Genomic DNA, 18,810 nt, shown 5'->3' on the forward strand with positions numbered 1-18,810 from the left:
ATGCTCCCCGGCCCCTTCCAGGTGGCCCGGGCCCTGGCGACCACGCGGGTACTCGACCCCCAGGACCTCGACGAGGCCCTGGAGATCCTGCACCTCGACCCGGTCGCCAACGCCTTCGTGGCCACCCGGGTGGAGGCCGTCGGCCTCGACCCGTGGCGGCTCGGCGGCGAGATGTGGGGCTGGTTCGACGCCGACGGCCGGCTCTGCTCGCTCTGCTACGCCGGGGCGAACCTGGTGCTGGTGAACGCCGGTCCTGAGGCCGTCCGCGCGTTCGCCGAACGGGCCCGCCGGCAGGGGCGCCGCTGCTCCTCCATCGTCGGTCCGGCCGGCCCCACCGCCGCGCTCTGGGCCAGCCTCGAACGCAGCTGGGGCCCGGCCCGCGAGGTCCGCGCCCACCAGCCGCTGATGGCCACCGCCGAGCCCGCCGCCGACGTCGTCCCCGACCCACTGGTGCGCCGGGTCCGGCGGAACGAGATCGACGCCCTGATGCCCGCCTGCGTGGCGATGTTCACCGAGGAGGTCGGCATCTCCCCGCTGGCCGGTGACGGCGGCCTGCTCTACCAGGCCCGGGTGGCCGAACTGGTCGCGGGCGGGCGCTCGTTCGCGCACTTCGCCCAGGACGGCTCGGTGGTCTTCAAGGCCGAGATCGGTGCCGTCACGGCCGGCGCCTGCCAGATCCAGGGCGTCTGGGTGGCCCCCGAGCACCGCGGCCAGGGCCGGTCCGAGACCGGCATGGCCGCCGTCATGGGGTACGCGCTGCGCGACGTCGCCCCGGTGGTCTCGCTCTACGTCAACGACTACAACGTGCGGGCCAGGGCCGCGTACGCCCGGGTCGGCTTCCGTGAGGTCGGCGCCTTCATGAGCGTGCTGTTCTGAGTGATCACCGCCCGTCGGAGTAGTAACGTCCGGGGCATGGAGCAGCTCACCGAGGTGACGATCGAGGCCGTGGACCTGGCGGCCTGGGCGGCCGACGCCCTGGAGGTGCAGGCCGTCGCGTTCGGCCTGTCCGACGAGGAGGTGGCGGTCCGGCTGCAGATCGTCGCGCGGCACGCCGAACAGCCCGGGGTGCTGGCGTTCGGAGCCTTCGGCGACCGGCGGCTGGTCGGGTTCGGGTACGGGATGCCGAACCGCCGGGAGCACTGGTGGAGCACCGTGATCGAGCCGCACCTGGACGCCCAGGGGCACGGGGACTGGCTGGACGACGTGTTCGCGGTGACCGAGCTGCACGTGCTGCCGGAGTACCAGGGCCGGGGGGTGGGCAGCGCGCTGATCCGCACCCTGTGCGAGCGGTCGGGCCGGCCGCGCAGCATCCTGTCGGCGATCGACGCCGAGACGCCCGCCCGGCGGCTGTACCGGTCGCTCGGGTACCGGGACCTGGCCCGGATGGTGCGGTTCCCCAACACGATCCGCCCGTACGCGGTGATGGGTGCTCAGCTGCCGTTGCGTCAGAGCCAGTCGGCGAATTCCAGGTAGAGCTCGGCGCGGTCGGCGGAGCCGGCCGCCAGCTCCCGCAGGCCCGCCTCGACGGTGCGGAACAGCGCCCAGCCGCGCAGCCGGTCGTGGTCGACCTCGACCGCGTCGGCGAGCTGGTGCAGCCGGCGGCGGGCGGCGCCGCGCGGGCCGGGGGAGCCGGCCAGGGTGTCCAGCCGGTCCTGCGCCAACCAGGCCAGGTCGTAGGCGCGTTCGCCGACCAGTGGCCGGGGCGAGACGGCCAGCCAGGGGGAGCGGTCGGCGGCCAGCACCTTGCCGTGGTGGAAGTCGCCGTGCAGCAACAGGTGTTCGGTGCCGTCGGCGAGCAGCGCGGCCGAGACCTCGAGCGCCTCGTCCACCAACGGCTGGGTGTCGGGGGAGAGTTCACGGTGCCGGCGGAGCCCGGCGGAGAGCTCGGCGACCTGTTCGGCGACGGTTTGGAACGGGTGGCCGTCGGCGGGCGGCACCCAGAGCCGCTGGAGCAGCCCGGCGGCCTCCAGCATCGCCTTGGCCTCGGCCAGCGAGCGGAGCGGGATGTCCCCGTACAGGCGCTCCAGCAGCAGCGATCCGGCCGGGTCGGCAGCCGGCAGCAGGACGGCGCCGCGGCCGGCCCAGTGCGCGAGGGCGGCGGCCTCCCGGGCGGTGTCGAGGGTGCTCAGGCCGGTCTTCAGGACCGCCTTGGTGCCGTCGGCGCGCAGCACCGTGCAGACCAGGCCGGACCGGCCGCCCGGCTCCACCACCCGTTCCAAGGTCAGTTCCCAGCGGGCCAGTTGCTCGGCGACGGTGTCCGGCAGGGCGGCCAGCCGGGCCAGTTCGGCCCGGTCCCCGCGGGCCCGGACGGTGGCCGTGAGGCGGGCCGGAACGGTGATCTGCTGCCCTGCTGCTGCCGACATGCTGGCCTCTCGGTTGGTGCCGCCCCATCGTGCTGTCGCGGTCCTGCTGCTCGCCCATTGTCGGCCATGGGGAGGAAACCGCTGGTCAGGCGCTCGGGGACGGGCTCGTCGTGACGCGGTCGGCGGCGGGCAGGCCGGGCAGTGCGCTCTGCTCGGCGCCCCACTGCCGGGCGCGCAGGGCGGACTCGCGCAGCGCGGCGGCGGCGCTCTGTCGGAGCTCGCCCGAGCCGGCCGCCACCAGGGCCGCGTACACCCCGGTGAGCTGCACCTCGATGTGGGCGGCGAGCTGCTTGGCGGTGGCCGGGTCGGTGACCGGGAACGGCAGTTGGTAGCCGGGCGCGGCGGCGGCCGGGGTGGCGCCGCCGCCCAGCAGCAGGCGCTGCCAGGCGTCCCGTCTGGCCTGGTGGGCCAGGTAGCAGACCTGCGCCTCGGCCCGCTGCGGACCGGCGGGCTGCCGGGCGCCGACCACGCCGTAGCCGTACACGGCGGCGTGCTCGGCGGAGAGCGCGCTCTGCAGCGCGGCGGTCTCGGCGGCGGGCCGGGGGGCGGCCGTCGGTGAGGCCGGGCCGGACGGGGTGGCTGAGCCGGAGCCGGAGCCCGACGCCGAGGGGGAGGGCGAGGCCGAGGGGGCGGCGGCGGGCGGGCCGGTGACCGGGGTGGTGTTGCCGAGCGCCGCGGCGTGCAGCGCGCCGGCGGCGGAGACGGCGGCCAGCAGTTTGGCCAGCTCGGGCGAGGCGGCGGTCAGATCGGCCAGCCGGGCCCCGGCGGTGCTCCGTTCGGCGGCCGCGAGCTCGGCCACCGAGGTCGCCGGGCCGGTCGGAGTGCCCGAGGCGGCGGCGGTCGGCGTGGTCGGGCCCGTGGGCAGGCCGGTGGCCAGCGCGGTCCGGTGCTCGGCCACCTCCGCCCGCAGCGCCCGGAGCCGGTCGGCCTGGGCCGCCCCCGGCCCGGCCAGCACGGCGTCGTACCCGGCCAGCAGCCGGTCGGTGTCGGCGACGGCCCGGCCGCGCAGCGGCAGGTCGGCGTCGGCCTTCTTCCGCTCGGCCTCCGTCGGCCCGTCCTCGTCGGTGCACCCGCAGAGCAGCAGCGGGGCGCTGCTCAGCGCGCCCAGGAGGAGCAGGCTCCGCCGAGTGAGGGACAGCATGGGGGGTGCTCCCGAAGAGGTCGTGGGGGAGCCCGAGCAGCCCCCGCTGCCGTGCATCATTACAGAATCACCATCCGGCCCGTTGTGACCTTGCTCCCAAGCGGTGCCCGTGGGTCCCCCGCACGCCTCGCGGAATCGGTGGTTTGGGGTCCGACCCGATAGGCTTGCCGCTCAGCTAGCACCTACCGACAACAGCAGACGCGGCCGAGGAGTCACCCGGATGAGCACCACCCCCACCGACCGGTTGCGTGCGTTGCTCGAGCCGCTGGCCGCCGAGGCAGGTCTCGACCTCGAAGAGGTCAAGGTGACCCAGGCCGGCAACCGCCGTCAGGTGCAGATCGACGTGGACGCCGACGGCGGCGTGGACATGAACGCGATCGCGGAGTTCAGCCGGGTGGTCAGCGAGCGGCTGGACGCCGCCGAGGAGGTCATGGGCAGTGCCCCGTACGTGCTGGAGGTCGGCTCCCCGGGGGCCGAGCGTCCGCTGAACGAGCCCCGCCACTGGCGCCGGGCCGAGGGGCGTCTCGCCAAGATCCACCTGGTGGACGGCGGCGAGCTGGTCGCCCGCGTGCTGGAGAGCGACGAGGACGGCGCCCTGGTCGAGGTGCAGCCGGTGAAGGGCCGCGGCCGCCCCAAGGAGCGCCGCCTGGAGTTCGCCGAGATCGCCCGTGCCCGGGTCCAGGTCGAGTTCAACCGCAAGGAAGACGAGGGGCTGCTCGACGAGTCGGAGGTCGAGGACACCGACGACGACAGCACCGAAGACGACGAGTGAGCACCGCACCACACATGAACGTGAACGTGAAGAGGGAAGAGGAGGCGTAGCCGTGGACATCGACATGAGCGCCCTGCGTGGGTTGGTTACCGAGAAGAACATCCCGTTCGAACTGCTGGTCGGATCGATCGAATCGGCCCTCCTCATCGCGTACCACCGCACCGAGGGATCCCGCCGCAAGGCGCGGGTCGAGCTGAACCGTAAGTCCGGGCACGTGACGGTCTGGGCGCTGGAGGACGCGGACGAGCTGGACGAGGGCGTCGAGCCCAAGGAGTTCGACGACACCCCCGGCGGCTTCGGCCGGATCGCCGCCTCCACGGCCAAGCAGGTCATCCTGCAGCGCCTGCGGGACGCCGCGGACGACCAGACCTTCGGCGAGTACGCGGGCAAGGAGGGCGACATCGTCACCGGTGTCGTCCAGCAGGGCAACGACCCCAAGAACATCCTGGTCGACATCGGCAAGCTGGAGGCCATCCTCCCGCCGCAGGAGCAGGTGCCGGGCGAGGACTACAAGCACGGCACCCGGCTGAAGTGCTACGTGGTGGCCGTCCGCCGGGGCGTCCGCGGCCCGTCCGTGACGCTCTCCCGCACCCACCCCAGCCTGGTGAAGAAGCTGTTCGCGCTGGAGGTCCCGGAGATCGCCGACGGCAGTGTCGAGATCGCCGCGATCGCCCGCGAGGCCGGCCACCGCACCAAGATCGCCGTCTGGTCCCGCCGTCAGGGCCTGAACGCCAAGGGCGCCTGCATCGGCCCGATGGGCGCCCGGGTCCGCAACGTGATGGCGGAGCTGCACGGCGAGAAGATCGACATCGTCGACTGGTCGGAGGACCCGGCGGAGATGGTCGCGGCCGCGCTGTCCCCCGCGCGGGTGACGAGCGTGGAGATCGTGGACCTCTACGCACGCTCCGCCCGGGTGATCGTGCCGGACTACCAGCTGTCGCTGGCGATCGGCAAGGAGGGCCAGAACGCCCGCCTGGCAGCCCGCCTGACCGGCTGGCGGATCGACATCCGGCCGGACACCGAAACCCCTGCCGGAAGCGACCGCGGGGAATCCCGCGACCGCTAGTCACGTTGTCGCGGTCCTGGCCGGAATCGGCAGGGCGGCGCCAGGTCCCTCCGGAGGGGTAGACTTGAGGTTGTCTGGCCGGACGCATGTCCGAGCACGCCCGGAACGCACCTGCGTGGGCTGCCGCAAGCGAGCGGCCAAGCACCAGCTGTTGCGTGTCGTGGCGGTCGAGGGCGTCTGTGTCCCCGATTCCCGCGGCGCACTGCCGGGCCGGGGTGCACATCTGCACCCCGACCCGACCTGCCTCGACCTCGCGGTCCGCCGCCGAGCGTTCCCCAGGGCCTTCCGACTCCAGGGAACACTCGACACCACGGACTTGCGTGAGTACGTCGAGCAGCGGGCCGGTGACACCCCGGCAGGCTGAAAGAACCACCGCAACAAGCACCGCGCAGAGCTGGTAGAGCCCCGTGCGGCGCGCACACGTCAGGTACCTCGCGAGTTGGAAGTAGGTCGAGATTGCGATGAGCACTCGATGAGTACGCGATGAGTACGCCCATGAAGTAGCGATGGTCCGGCGGACGAATACCCCGGACACGTAGACAGGAGCGAAGTGGCTAAGGTCCGGGTATATGAACTCGCCAAGGAGCTTGGCTTGGAGAGCAAGGCCGTGATGGCCAAGCTCACCGAGCTCGGTGAGTTCGTCCGTTCGGCGTCCTCGACCATCGAGGCGCCGGTCGTGCGCAAGTTGACTGACGCTTTGGGGGTGCCGCCCACCGGTGGTGGCGCCGCCAAGCCGGGCCCGCAGAAGCCTGCGGCCCCCAAGCCCGCCGGTGCATCCGCACCGAGGCCGGGCGCCCCCACTCCGGGACCGCGGCCCGCCGCGACCCCCGGTCCCCGTCCGACCCCGGCCCCGGCGGCTCCCGCCGCCCCGGCCGCCCCCGCCGCGCCGAAGCCGGCCGCCGCTGCCCCGGGCCCGCGCCCGGCCGCCGCGCGTCCCGCCCCGGCCGCTGCGGCCCCGGCTGCTCCGGCCGCCGAGTTCTCCTCCCCGGCTCCCGCCGGTGACGCCGCTGCGGAGGCGCCGGCCCGTCCGGCCGCCGCCGCTCCGGCCACTCCGGCCGCCCGTCCGGCCGCGGCCAACCCGTCGGCCCGTCCGGGCCCGCGTCCGGCCGGTCCCCGTCCGGGCAACAACCCGTTCACCTCCGGCAGTGCGACCGGCATGGGCCGCCCCGGCGAGCGCCGTCCGGCTGCTCCCGGTGCCGCGCGTCCGGGTGCCGGCGCCCCCGCCGGCGAGCGTCCGGCCCGTCCGGGCGGCGACCGTCCGCGTCCGGCCGGTGCGCCGGGTGCCGACCGTGGCGCCCCGCGTCCCGGTGGCGACCGTCCGCGTCCCGCTGGTGCGCCGGGTGCCGACCGTGGCGCCCCGCGTCCCGGTGGCGACCGTCCGCGTCCCGCCGCCGGTCCCGGTGGCGCGTCGCGTCCGGGTGGTGCGGGTGCACCGCGTCCCGACGGGATGCCCCGTCCGGCCGGTCCGCGTCCGGGTGGGCCCAGCCCGTCCGGCATGCCGCGTCCGAACCCCGGCATGATGCCGCAGCGTCCCGCTCCGGGTGCCGCGCGTCCCGGTGGTCCCGGTGGCCGTGGTCCGGGTGGCCCCGGTGGCCGTCCGGGTGCTCCGGGTGCCGGTGCCGGTGGCGCTCGTCCCGGCTTCGCCGGCCGTGCGGCCGGTCCGGGCTCGCGTCCGGCCGGTGGCGGCTTCGGCGGCCCCCGTCCCGGTGGCGGTGCCCCCGGTGGCGGCGGTGGCTTCGGCCCGCGTCCCGGTGGCTTCGGCGGCCGTCCGGGTGGCCCGGGTGCCCGTGGTGGCACGCAGGGTGCCTTCGGTCGCGGTCCGGGCGGTCGCCCGGCGCGTGGCCGCAAGTCGAAGCGGGCGAAGCGCCAGGAGTACGAGGCCATGCAGGCCCCGTCCGTCGGCGGTGTGATGCTGCCGCGTGGCAACGGTTCCACCGTTCGCCTGTCGCGGGGCTCGTCCCTGACGGACTTCGCCGAGAAGATCAACGCCAACCCGGCCGCGCTCGTCTCGGTGATGTTCAACCTCGGTGAGATGGTCACCGCGACCCAGTCGGTCTCGGACGACACGCTCCAGCTGCTGGCCGACGAGATGGGCTTCCAGCTCGAGATCGTCAGCCGCGACGACGAGGACCGCGAGCTGCTCGAGTCGTTCGACATCGACTTCGGTGTCAACGAGGGCGACGAGGACATGCTGGCCGCGCGCCCGCCGGTGGTCACCGTCATGGGTCACGTCGACCACGGTAAGACCCGCCTGCTGGACGCGATCCGCAAGTCCAACGTGGTGGCCGGCGAGGCCGGTGGCATCACCCAGCACATCGGTGCCTACCAGGTCGCCACCGTGGTGAACGGCGAAGAGCGTCCGATCACCTTCCTCGACACCCCGGGTCACGAGGCGTTCTCCGCCATGCGTGCCCGTGGTGCCAAGTCCACCGACATCGCGATCCTGGTGGTCGCGGCCAACGACGGTGTCATGCCGCAGACGGTCGAGGCGTTGAACCACGCCAAGGCCGCCGGTGTGCCGATCGTGGTCGCGGTCAACAAGATCGACGTCGAGGGCGCCGACCCGACCAAGGTCCGCGGTCAGCTGACCGAGTTCGGTCTGGTGGCCGAGGAGTACGGCGGCGACACCATGTTCGTCGACATCTCCGCGCGCCAGGGTCTGAACATCGACCAGCTGCTCGAGGCCGTGGTCCTGACCGCGGACGCCTCGCTCGACCTGCGGGCCAACCCCGAGCAGGACGCGCAGGGCATCGCGATCGAAGCCCACCTCGACAAGGGCCGCGGCGCCATGGCGACCGTCCTGGTCCAGCGCGGTACCCTCCGCGTCGGTGACTCGATCGTGGTCGGCGACGCCTACGGCCGCGTCCGCGCCATGCTGGACGAGAACGGCAACAGCCTCGCCGAGGCCGGCCCGTCCCGTCCGGTGCTGCTGCTCGGTCTCACCTCGGTGCCCCGCGCCGGCGACAGCTTCATCGTCGTCGACGAGGACCGCACCGCGCGTCAGATCGCCGAGAAGCGCTCGGCCCGTGACCGCAACGCCGCGTTCGCGCAGCGTCGGGTCCGGATCTCGCTCGAGGACCTGGACAAGGCCATCGCAGCGGGCTCCATCGAGCAGCTCAACCTCATCATCAAGGGTGACGTCTCCGGTTCCGTCGAAGCCCTCGAGGACGCCCTCGTCAAGCTCGACGTGGGCGAGGAGGTCGAGCTCCGGGTGCTGCACCGCGGCGTCGGTGCGATCACCGAGTCGGACGTCGACCTCGCGATGGGTTCGGACGCCATCATCATCGGCTTCAACGTGCGCGCCGAAGGCCGCGCCCGTACGGCTGCCGAGAAGGAAGGCGTGGATGTCCGGTACTACTCGGTCATCTACCAGGCCATCGAGGAGATCGAGAACGCGCTCAAGGGCCTGCTCAAGCCCGAGTACGAGGAGGTGCGCCTCGGCTCCGCGGAGGTCCGCGAGGTGTTCCGTTCCTCCAAGTTCGGCAACATCGCGGGTGTCATCGTCCGCGAGGGTCTGTTGCGCCGCAACGCCAAGGCCCGTCTCATCCGCGACGGCAAGCTCATCACCGAGAACCTCACCATCGAGGGTCTGCGTCGTTTCAAGGACGACGCGACCGAGGTGCGCGAGGGCTTCGAGGCCGGTGTGACCCTGGGGTCGTTCAACGACATCAAGGTCGACGACGTCATCGAGACCTACGAGATGCGCGAGAAGCCGCGGTCCTAGCAGTGGCTGCCGGGGCCGGTCGACGGGGTGCAAATCCCGTCGACCGGCCCCGGTCTCGCTGTTAGCCTCGGGTACGCCCGATCGGGCAATTCCTCGAGGCCTTCAGGTCGGCTGGACCTGTCACACATGTTCGTGGGAACACTCACTTTCGACCTCCTGCTCGGCGACGTTCACTCGCTCAAGGAGAAGCGGTCGATCGTGCGGCCCGTCGTGGCCGAACTGGCGCGCAAGTACAGCGTGTGCGTCGCAGAAGTCGGGAACCAGGATCTGCACCGGAGGGCCGAGATCGGCCTGGCGGTGGTGTCCGGCGACGCCGGGTACGTCACCGAGATCCTGGACAGCTGTGAGCGGCTCGTCGCCGGCCGCCCCGAGGTGATGCTGCTCTCCGCCCGGAGGCGCCTTCACAACGACGACGATGACTGAGGGTGTGCGCGGTGCCGCTACGTCGGCACCGTCACACCGACGAGGACCGAGAGCGCCCACAAGGCTGGGCGCGGGCAGGTATTTTGGGGCCAGGGCCGCACCGGGTGCGTCCGTGGACCCGGTACCGCGCTCACTGCACGAGGAGGCAACGTGACCGACACCGCAAGGGCGCGCAAGCTCGCCGACCGCATTCAGGTGGTGGTGGCCGAGACCCTGCAACGCCGGATCAAGGACCCGCGGCTGGGCTACGTGACCATCACCGACACCCGGGTCACCGGGGACCTGCGCGAGGCCACCGTCTTCTACACCGTCTACGGTGACGAGGCCGAGCGCGAGGCCAGCGCGGCCGCACTGGAGAGCGCCAAGGGCGTGCTCCGCTCCGAGGTCGGCAAGCAGACCGGGGTGCGTTTCACCCCGTCGCTGACCTTCATCGCGGACGCCCTGCCGGAGAACGCGAAGAACATCGACGAGCTGCTCGACAAGGCGCGGGTCTCCGACGCGGCGGTCCGTACCGCCGCCGCCGGGGCCACCTTCGCCGGGGACGCCGACCCCTACCGGGTGCCGGCCGCCGAGCGCGACGACGAGGACGAGTAACCATGACCGCCGAGCCGGTCGACCCCGGCCAGAGGGCATCGTCCACCGACACGGTGGATGGTGCCCTCGCGGTGCTTCCCGGGCCTCGCAGCGAGTCGTCGGCCGGCTCCGCGGGGTCAGGTCTGGCGGCCGAGTGGCAGCGGGTGGTCGAGCTGGTCGGGCGGGCCCGGACGGTCGACCTGATCTGCCACATCAACCCGGACGGCGACGCGCTCGGCTCGGCCCTGGCGGCCGGTCTGGCGCTGCGTGCGCTCGGCCACCAGGTGCGGGTGTCGTTCGGCGACGACCCGCAGATCGTGCCGGAGTCGCTGAGCTTCCTGCCGGGCCAGGACCTGATCGTCCCGGCGGCCGAGGTGCCGGACGTCCCCGAGCTGGTGCTCTGCTTCGACGTGGCGGCCGAGAGCCGCCTCGGCCTGCTGCACGCCAAGGCGTTCGCCGCCCCCGCGCTGGTGGTCATCGACCACCACGCCTCCAACCCGGGCTTCGGCACCCACCGCCTGATCGACCCCACCGCCCCGGCCACCGCCGTCCTGGTGGACGAGCTGCTCCGGCGGCTCGGCGTACCGCTCGACCAGGAGCTGGCCGCCTGCCTCTACACCGGCGTGGCCACCGACACCGGCTCGTTCAGGTACGCGGGCACCACGCCCGCCACCCACGAGCTCGCCGGGCGGCTGCTGGCCACCGGCATCCGGCACGACCTGATCTCCCGTCAGCTCTGGGACACCTCCTCCTTCGGCTACCTCAAGGTGCTGGCCGGCGCGCTGGACCGGGCCGTCTACGAGCCCGACGCCGCGGGCGGCCTGGGCCTGGTGTGGACCTGGGTGCCGTACCAGGACCTGGCGCTGTTCGGCGTCACGGTCGAGGAGATCGAGGGCCTGATCGACGTGCTGCGCCGCCCGGCCGAGGCCGAGGTGGCCCTGGTGCTCAAGCAGGACCCGGACGGCACCCTGCGCGGCTCCTGCCGGGCCAAGGGCGCGGTCGACGTGGCCGCCGTCTGCGCCGACCTGGGCGGTGGCGGGCACCGGTTCGCGGCCGGCTTCAGCGCCCGTGAGGGCGTCGAGGCGACCGTCGCCCGGTTCCGGGCCGCGCTGCCGGCCTCCTGACCCACCATCCGTACAGACGTACAGAAAAGAACCGATGAAGCGTAAAGGCACCGGCCCCGACGGCCTGGTCATTGTCGACAAGCCGGAGGGTCTCACCTCGCACGGCGTGGTGGCCAAGCTCCGCTGGCTGGCCGGGACCAGGAAGGTCGGCCACGCGGGCACGCTGGACCCGATGGCGACCGGCGTGCTGGTGATCGGCATCGAGCGGGCCACCCGGCTGCTCGGGCACCTGATGCTCACCGCCAAGACCTACGAGGCCACCATCCGGCTCGGCCAGGACACCGTCACCGACGACCGCGAGGGCGACGTCACCTCCTCGGCGGACGCCTCGGGCGTCGAGCGGTCCGCGATCGACGCCGGGATCGCCGCGCTGACCGGCGAGATCATGCAGGTCCCGTCGAAGGTCAGCGCCATCAAGATCGACGGCAAGCGTTCGTACGCCCGGGTCCGCGAGGGCGAGGACTTCGAGATCGCGGCCCGGCCGACCACGGTCCACTCCTTCACCGTGCACGAGCAGCGGGCGGCGGTGGCGGCGGACGGCACCCCGGTGATCGACCTGGACGTCACGGTGGAGTGCTCCTCCGGCACCTACATCCGGGCGCTGGCCCGCGACCTCGGCGCCGGCCTCGGCGTCGGCGGGCACCTGACGGCCCTCCGGCGCACCAGGGTGGGCCCGTACGGGCTGGAGTCGGCCCGGACGCTGGAGCAGCTGGAGGAGAAGCTGGAGGTGCTGCCGATCGCCGAGGCGGCCGCCGCAGCCTTCCCCCGGTGGGACGTGGACGCCGAACAGGCGCGGCTGCTGGCCCACGGCATGAAGCTCGCCGCCCCCGGGCTGGGCGTCGACGGGCCGATCGCGGTCTTCGACCCGGAGGGCCGCTTCCTCGCCCTGATCGAGGAGAAGTCCGGCCACGCGAAGCCTGTCGCCGTCTTCGTCGGCTGAGCCGGAGCTCCGCTCTTCGGCAGGTGGCTCGGCATCTACGGTCAGGGGCTCGAGGCCCTGCTGATGTGCGGCTCCGCCGCTTGGGCGACGCCGGCCCTTGCAAGGTGATCGTCGCGTGGGCGGTCAGGCACTTTCGCAGTGACCCGAGCGCCAGATCTCCTCGCAGAGCCCCGAGCCCCTGACCGTAGCTGCCCGGCGCCCGCCCAGGGTGCAGCTCGAACCCCGGGAAGTCACCCGAAGGGGTGAGTGGTGTCGCCCGAGGGGTGGGGTGCACCGTCGACCGGGCAGGCTCCGGGCGGTGGTGGGCTGCGGAGGGGCGGGCGCGGGATGGCCGAGGGGCTGCTGCGGATCTGTGGGCCGGACGGCCTGGTCAGGGGGCTCGGCTTCGTCGCCGACCGGCAGGGATCCGTGCTGACGGCCCGGCAGGCGGTCGAGGGGCTGGACCAGCTGGTGCTGCACCTGCCGTCAGGGCAGACCCGGGTGCTCGGAGCCGACTGCGTGGAGCTGCTGCCGGGCCCCGGCCTCGCGGTGCTGCGGACGGAGTCCGTCGGAGGCCTCCCGCCGGCCCCGCCCGCGATCGCCGACGGGATCGGCAGCGGTCTGGTCTCGGTCTCCCAACTGGCCGCCGGGATATGGGAGTTGGCCCAGATCCAGGGCGGCGTGCGCGGCGTCGACGCCGAGGGTGCCCTGCTGCTGGACCTGCCCCAGCTGCGCGCCCCGCTGACCCCCGGCGCCCCGGTGCTGGACGCCGAGAGCGGCGCCGTGCTCGGCGTCCTGGCGGACGGGCCGGACGGCCCCCGGGTGCTGCCGCCGACCGGTCCGGCGCTGGCGGAGCTGCGCGGGCGGAACGCCGAGGCGGTGCCCGCGTACGGCCGGGCGCTGAACTTCGGTGGGGTGCTGGCACTCTGCTCGGTCCAGCTCGGTTCGGCGAGTGCCGGGCCGGGGCGGATCGCCGACCTGGCCGCCGACCGGGTGGACCGGCCGGACGGTCTGACCGGCGAGGAGCCGCAGGTCGCCGTCAGTGTGCTGGTCGGCCCGCCGGGCAGCGGTCGCAGCACCGAACTGGCCGCCCTCGCCGTCCGCCGGGCCGGAGGGCCGCAACCGCTGCCCACGGTCTGGCTGCGCGGCGCCGACCTGGCACCGGACGACCCCACCGTGGCCACCGCCCTCGAACGTCAACTCGCCGGAGCGGCAGCCCTGTTGGGGGTTCCCGCGCCGGACCTCCCGGAACTGCTGCGGCTCTGCACGGAGGCCGGCCGCCCGCTGCTCGCGGTGCTGGACGCACCGGAGGAGGCGCCGTTCACGGTGACCGGGGAGTGGCTCGCGGCGGCCGGGGTACGGCTGCTGACGGCCTGTCGGCCGGAGAGCTGGGGCGAGGGCGTGCCCGGGGCGGTGGTGCACGGCCTGGGACCGCTGCCCGCCGAGGCGGCGGCCCGGGTGGCCCGGCGGTACGGGGCGCCGGAGCCGGGGGAGCACCCCCTGTCGCTGCGCCTGGCCGGAGAGCTCGGCGAGCTCGGGGAGCTGGGCGAGCTCGGGGAGACACCGGAGCGCGGGCGGCTGTACGCGGCGTACCTGGAGCTCTGCTGCACCCGCGCCGCGCGGCGCCTGGCGGCGGTGAGCAGCCCCCGGCGGGCCGGGGCGCACCGGCGGGGCGCGCCGGCACCCCCCACGGCCCCGCCCGAGCCGGTGGACCCGGAGCCGCTCCGCCGGCTCGCCGAGACGCTGGCGGAGCGGGTCCGGGAGGCGGGCCGCCGGATGCTGGGCACCGGTCACGGCGCGCTGGACACGGACAGCTTCGCCGCCCTGTTCCCGGCCGAGGGCGGCTGGGCCGGGGCGGTGCTGGCCGAGCGGCTGTTCGTCCAGGCCGGGCCGGGGTACCGGTTCGCCCACGAGGACTTCGCGGACTGGCTGCAGGGCGGCCGGCTCGATCTGGACGCCGCGCTCCGGCTGCTGTTGGAGGGAACCGCCACGGCGGCCGAGGGAGCGCTGCCGGCCGGTGGTGTGCCGAGGCACCGGGCCGGGGTGGTGGCGTGGGCGCTGCGCGGGGTCGGCGAGCGGCACGGGGCGCCGGGGCTGGACCCGTGGCTGTGGCGGTTGTGGCGCGGGGTGGAGACGGCGCCCGGGCCCGAGCAGGCCTGGTGGGCCCGGCGGCTGCTGCTGGACGGGCTGGCCGGCAGCCCGGAACCCGCCCTGCACCGGCAGCTGTTGGCGGCCGTCGCCGAGCGCGGCGGCGGCGGTCTGGGGGCCGGGTTCTGGGTCGGGCTGCCGCTCCCGCTGCCGGACCGGATGGAGCTGCTGCGGTCGCTGGTGACGACCGATCAGGAGGCCAGGGCGGCGGTGGCCGAGCTGCTCCGGGCCGACCCGCGGGCCGTGCTGCCGCTGCTCTGCCGGTGGTTCGGCGAGACCCGGGGCAGCGCCGCCGCCGATCTCGCGCACGATCTGCTGTGGGCGCACCGCCGTTCGGCGGTGGACGACCTGACGGAGTCACTGGCAATCGCGGCCCACCCCCGGGCCGACGCGCTGCTCGCCGAGCTGGCGGTGGCGGAGCCGTCCGCGCTCTGCCGGGCGGTGGACCGCTGGAGCCACGACCCCCGCCCGGAGTGGCACGTGGCGGCGGCCGTGCACGCGCTGCGGGCGGCCCCGTACGCCACCGGCACCGGCGCCGACCTGCTGCGGCACACCGCGCGCAGGCTGCTGGCCCGGGAGGAGGAGCCGACCCTGCACGGGGCGGCGCTGGCCCTGCTGATCCGCGATCAGGCGACCCGGCGGCAGCAACTCCCCGCCGCGCTTGCCGCCTACCACCGGGACGACCCGTTCCTCACCGCCGAGGCGCTGGCCCCGGCGCTGGTCAGCGACCCGGAGCCGGTGCTGGCGGCGTTCCGGCAGCGGCTGGCCGCGCCGGGCGGGGCGGTGGCCGAGGCGCTCCGGGTGCTGGCCGGGCAGGACGGTCCTGAGCTGCTCGGGCCGGGTCTCGACCTGGCCGCCGAGCTGCTGCGGCAGCGGCCCGAGCGGTCCGGCCAGGTGGCCGAGTACCTGACCGCCCTGTTGGCCGGCCGGTCGGCGGCCGGGCTCGACCTGCTGCTGACCGAGGCGGTCGCCCGGCCGCCGGGGCTGCGCCGGGTGCTCGCGGTGCTGCTGACCGGCCAGGAGTGGCCGGCCCGGCTGCTGGAGACGCTGCTCGCGGTGGAGCACGACCCGGCCGTGCTGGTGCCGGTGGTGGAGCGGCTGGCCGACCGCTGCCGGGACGAACAGGCGCCCGGGGTACCGCAGTTGATCCGGTTGATCGCGGCGGCGGACGGGCCCGAGGTGGACGCCGCGCTGGTCCGCGGCGCGGGCCGCTCGGCCGGGTTCGCCCGGCTGCTGACGCACTGGCCGGCCGGCGAACCGGGCCCGCGCGGTGGCCCGCTGCTGGCCCGGATGCGGCTGTTGGTGGCGGGCGGCCGCGATCCGCAGTACGCGGCGGCGGAGGCCGAGCGGGGCGCGGTGGTCCGTCCGGCGCGTCCGGCGGGTCGAGTTGGGTGACGCTGGTGCCGACACAGCTTCGGGCGCATGGCACGCTATAGGGGTTCGGTAGGAAGCGAGAGCGTGCGGACGACGTACGCCGGTTCGGAACGAGGAGCGGTCAGGGTGCAGCGCTGGCGTGGCCTGGAGGAGATCCCCGGGGACTGGGGGCGCAGCGTCGTCACCATCGGATCGTTCGACGGTGTGCACCGCGGCCACCAACTGATCATCAGCCGGGCGGTGAAGCGGGCCCGTGAGCTGGCGGCGAAGGCCGTCGTGGTCACCTTCGACCCGCACCCGAGCGAGGTGGTCCGGCCCGGCAGCCATCCGGCGCTGCTGGCACCGCAGCCGCGCCGGGCGGAGCTGATCGAGGCGCTGGGGGTGGACGCGGTGCTGGTGCTGCCGTTCACCGCGGAGTTCTCGAAGGAGTCGCCGGAGTTCTTCGTCCAGCAGGTCCTGGTGGACGCGTTGCACGCCCGGCTGGTGATCGAGGGCCCGAACTTCCGGTTCGGCCACCGGGCCGCCGGGAACGTCGGGTTGCTCGCCGAGCTGGGCCGGGCGGACGACTTCGAGGTGGAGGTGCTCGACCTCCAGGTGCGCGGTTCGGCGGGCGTGCCGTTCTCCTCCACGCTGGTGCGGCGGCTGGTCGCCGAGGGCGACCTGAGCGCGGCCGCCGAGGTGCTCGGCCGGCCGCACCGGGTCGAGGGCCTGGTGGTCCGGGGAGCGCAGCGCGGACGGGAGTTGGGCTTCCCCACCGCCAACGTGGACACCGTCCCGCACAGTGCGATCCCGGCCGACGGGGTCTACGCGGGGTGGCTGACGGCGGCCGGTGAGCGGATGCCCGCGGCGATCTCGGTGGGCACCAACCCGACCTTCGACGGCACCAGCCGGACGGTCGAGGCGTACGCCATCGACCGGGTCGGCCTCGACTTGTACGGCCTGCACGTGGCGGTCGACTTCCTCGCGTACCTGCGCGGGATGGAGAAGTTCGACTCGATCGACGCGCTGCTGGACCGGATGGCCGACGACGTCAAGCGGGCCAGGGAGCTGACCGACGAGTCGTCACCCGCCTGAGCCGGTCGGACCGGAGAGACGGAGGAGGGGCGCGGATATCCGCGCCCCTCCTCCGTTGTCACTGCTGCTGCGGGGGCGGCGGCGGGTAGCCGTACCCCTGCGGCGGCTCGGGCTGCGCGGGCGGTGGCGGGTAGCCGTAGCCGGGCTGCTGGCCCTGCTGCTGCCCTTGCTGCTGTCCCTGCTGGGACCACTCCTGCGGGAGCGGCTGGGCGCCGGGCGGGGGCGGCGGCTGCTGGCCGTACCCGGGCTGCGGGGCCCACGGGGCACCCTGCTGGGGATAGCCGCCCTGCTGCGGCTGCTGCTGCTGCGGGTACCCCGGCTGCTGCGGCGGGTAGCCGCCCTGCTGGGGGTAGCCCGGGTAGCCCTGCTGCGGCGGCTGGCCGGGGTACCCGCCCTGCTGGGGCTGGCCCCAGCCGCCGGCCGCGTGCTGGGCCCGCATGATGTCGTCGCCGACCATGGTGGCGAGCTCGAAGTACGCCTCGCGGACCTTGGGCCGCATCATCGCCAGGTTGACCTCGGCGCCGGCCGCCAGGCTCTCGTCGAACGGCACCACCACGACGCCGCGGCAGCGGGTCTGGAAGTGCGCCACGATGTCCTCGACCCTGATCATCTTGCTGGTCTCGCGGACCCCGGAGACCACCGTGATGGACCGCTGCACCAGGTCGGCGTAGCCGTGCGCGGAGAGCCAGTCCAGCGTGGTGGAGGCCGAACTGGCGCCGTCCACGCTCGGGGTGGAGACGATGATCAGCTGGTCGGCCAGGTCGAGCACCCCGCGCATCGCGCTGTACAGCAGACCGGTGCCGGAGTCGGTCAGGATGATCGGGTAGTGCTGCCCGAGCACCTGGATCACCGAGCGGTAGTCCGAGTCGTTGAAGGTGGTCGAGACGGCCGGGTCGACGTCGTTGGCCAGGATCTCCAGGCCCGAGTGCAGGTCCTGCGAGGTGAACTGACGGACGTCCATGTAGCTGCGCAGGTGCGGGATGGCCGTCACCAGGTCGCGGATGGTCGCGCCGGTCTGCCGCTTCACCCGGCGGCCGAGCGTGCCCGCGTCGGGGTTGGCGTCGATCGCGATCACCTTGTCCTGCCGCTCGGTGGCCAGCGTGGCACCGAGCGAGGTGGTGGTCGTGGTCTTGCCGACGCCGCCCTTGAGGCTGATCACCGCGATCCGGTAGCAGCTCAGCACCGGCGTCCGGATGATCTCGAGCCGGCGGGCCCGCTCGGCCTCGGCCGCCTTGCCGCCGAACTTGAACCGGGACTCCTTCTGCTGCTTCGGCTGGCCGCGCAGCAGGCGGTCCGAGGAGAGCTCGACGGCGGCGGTGTAGCCGAGCGCCGCCCCGTGCGACATCTGCTGCTGCCCGCCCTGGCCCTGGAAGGCGACCGGCGCCTGCGGCACGGCCTGCTGCGGGTACTGCTGCTGCGGCGGCATCTGCTGCTGGGGGTACGGCTGCTGCTGGGGCTGCGGCCAGCCGCCCTGCCGCGGGTCCACCGGCGGCTGGCCCTGCTGGGGGTAGGGCTGCTGCGGCGGGTACGGCTGCTGCTGGGGGTGTTGCGGCTGCGGCTGCGGGACGGCGGGCGGGTACGGCTGCGGGGCGGGGGCCGGCGGCGCCTCGGCCACCGGCGGTGCCGGTGCCGGTGCGGGCGGGACCACCGGCGCCGGGCCGGGCGCGGGCGCCGACTGCAACTCGACCGGCGCGGGCCCGGCTTCGGGACCGTCGGTGACCGGGGGCAGCACCGCGGTCTCGGTCATCTCCGGCACGGGGGTCGGGGCGGGCGCGGGCGGCGGGGTCACCGGCACCGGCACCGGGGCGGGCGCCTCGGCCACCGGTACGGGCGTCGGCGGCACCGGGGCCACCGGGGCGGGCGCGGGCGGGGTCGGGGCGGGCGCGGGGGCCGGTGCGGGAGGAGCGGCGGGCGTGTCGCTCTGGGTGTACCAGGACGGCGGGGAGTAGTCAGGAACGTCCGACCAGTCGTCGTCGTCCTCCGCCGCGTTGTCGCCGACGTAGACGCCGTCCCGATCGCTGCTCACTTGGGCTCCCTCGTGTTCGCCGCCGCTGTTCGCGGTGCCGTCGGCACAAGACTAGGTCGTGATTCCCGGCCGCTCACAGGCGG

Annotated in this window: 15 protein-coding genes; 12 read left to right on the forward strand and 3 right to left on the reverse strand. The window is 74.4% G+C overall.

Annotated features, from left to right (window positions below; genetic code table 11):
* Together OHV05_RS23440 and OHV05_RS23445 are read left to right on the forward strand one after the other, a co-directional pair.
* A complete protein-coding gene (locus tag OHV05_RS23440) occupies positions 1-876 on the forward strand; it encodes a GNAT family N-acetyltransferase (RefSeq protein WP_405019392.1) in 876 nt (291 codons plus the stop codon).
* Between the two features lie 36 nt (positions 877-912).
* A complete protein-coding gene (locus OHV05_RS23445) occupies positions 913-1,473 on the forward strand; it encodes a GNAT family N-acetyltransferase (protein ID WP_405019393.1) in 561 nt (186 codons plus the stop codon).
* Here OHV05_RS23445 and OHV05_RS23450 read toward each other — a convergent pair.
* Together OHV05_RS23450 and OHV05_RS23455 are read right to left on the reverse strand one after the other, a co-directional pair.
* Positions 1,446-2,363 (reverse strand): aminoglycoside phosphotransferase family protein, encoded by a 918-nt coding sequence (locus OHV05_RS23450; protein WP_405019394.1) that lies wholly within the window; start codon positions 2,361-2,363, stop codon positions 1,446-1,448. The genes OHV05_RS23445 and OHV05_RS23450 overlap by 28 nt on opposite strands.
* Positions 2,364-2,448: 85 nt before the next feature.
* Complete coding sequence (locus tag OHV05_RS23455; RefSeq protein WP_405019395.1) at positions 2,449-3,504, reverse strand: ferritin-like domain-containing protein; 1,056 nt, start codon at positions 3,502-3,504, stop codon at positions 2,449-2,451.
* Positions 3,505-3,724: 220 nt separating this feature from the next.
* Between OHV05_RS23455 and rimP the strand changes: the two genes are divergently transcribed.
* The 10 genes from rimP to OHV05_RS23505 all read left to right on the forward strand — a co-directional run bounded on the left by rimP (position 3,725) and on the right by OHV05_RS23505 (position 16,701).
* Positions 3,725-4,276 carry a ribosome maturation factor RimP gene (rimP, locus tag OHV05_RS23460; protein WP_405019396.1) on the forward strand — a complete coding sequence of 184 codons (552 nt, stop codon included), beginning with the start codon at positions 3,725-3,727 and terminating at the stop codon, positions 4,274-4,276.
* A 52-nt stretch (positions 4,277-4,328) separates the two neighbouring features.
* The gene (gene nusA / locus OHV05_RS23465) at positions 4,329-5,342 is read left to right on the forward strand and encodes a transcription termination factor NusA (protein ID WP_405019397.1); all 1,014 of its coding nucleotides are present in this window, start codon (positions 4,329-4,331) and stop codon (positions 5,340-5,342) included.
* 70 nt (positions 5,343-5,412) lie between these two features.
* On the forward strand, positions 5,413-5,706 hold the full coding sequence (locus OHV05_RS23470) for a YlxR family protein (RefSeq protein WP_405021526.1): 294 nt from the start codon (positions 5,413-5,415) through the stop codon (positions 5,704-5,706).
* Positions 5,707-5,892: 186 nt separating this feature from the next.
* Positions 5,893-9,066, forward strand: a complete 3,174-nt coding sequence (gene infB, locus OHV05_RS23475) for a translation initiation factor IF-2 (RefSeq protein ID WP_405019398.1) — start codon at positions 5,893-5,895, stop codon at positions 9,064-9,066.
* A 126-nt stretch (positions 9,067-9,192) separates the two neighbouring features.
* On the forward strand, positions 9,193-9,489 hold the full coding sequence (locus tag OHV05_RS23480) for a DUF503 domain-containing protein (RefSeq protein ID WP_403044822.1): 297 nt from the start codon (positions 9,193-9,195) through the stop codon (positions 9,487-9,489).
* Positions 9,490-9,639: 150 nt separating this feature from the next.
* Entirely contained in the window at positions 9,640-10,083 is a 444-nt protein-coding gene (rbfA, locus tag OHV05_RS23485) for a 30S ribosome-binding factor RbfA (RefSeq protein WP_184913758.1), read from the forward strand.
* 2 nt (positions 10,084-10,085) lie between these two features.
* Complete coding sequence (locus OHV05_RS23490; RefSeq protein ID WP_405019399.1) at positions 10,086-11,186, forward strand: bifunctional oligoribonuclease/PAP phosphatase NrnA; 1,101 nt, start codon at positions 10,086-10,088, stop codon at positions 11,184-11,186.
* A gap of 34 nt (positions 11,187-11,220) precedes the next feature.
* The gene (gene truB, locus OHV05_RS23495) at positions 11,221-12,126 is read left to right on the forward strand and encodes a tRNA pseudouridine(55) synthase TruB (protein ID WP_405019400.1); all 906 of its coding nucleotides are present in this window, start codon (positions 11,221-11,223) and stop codon (positions 12,124-12,126) included.
* A 327-nt stretch (positions 12,127-12,453) separates the two neighbouring features.
* Complete coding sequence (locus OHV05_RS23500; RefSeq protein WP_405019401.1) at positions 12,454-15,648, forward strand: hypothetical protein; 3,195 nt, start codon at positions 12,454-12,456, stop codon at positions 15,646-15,648.
* 105 nt (positions 15,649-15,753) lie between these two features.
* Entirely contained in the window at positions 15,754-16,701 is a 948-nt protein-coding gene (locus tag OHV05_RS23505) for a bifunctional riboflavin kinase/FAD synthetase (protein WP_403044834.1), read from the forward strand.
* A 58-nt stretch (positions 16,702-16,759) separates the two neighbouring features.
* Here the strand turns inward: OHV05_RS23505 and OHV05_RS23510 are convergent, their stop codons facing one another.
* On the reverse strand, positions 16,760-18,727 hold the full coding sequence (locus tag OHV05_RS23510; protein ID WP_405019402.1) for a MinD/ParA family protein: 1,968 nt from the start codon (positions 18,725-18,727) through the stop codon (positions 16,760-16,762).
* Between the last annotated feature and the right edge of the window lie 83 nt (positions 18,728-18,810).

The sequence above is a fragment of the Kitasatospora sp. NBC_00070 genome, from assembly GCF_045041205.1.
Lineage (GTDB): Bacteria > Actinomycetota > Actinomycetes > Streptomycetales > Streptomycetaceae > Kitasatospora.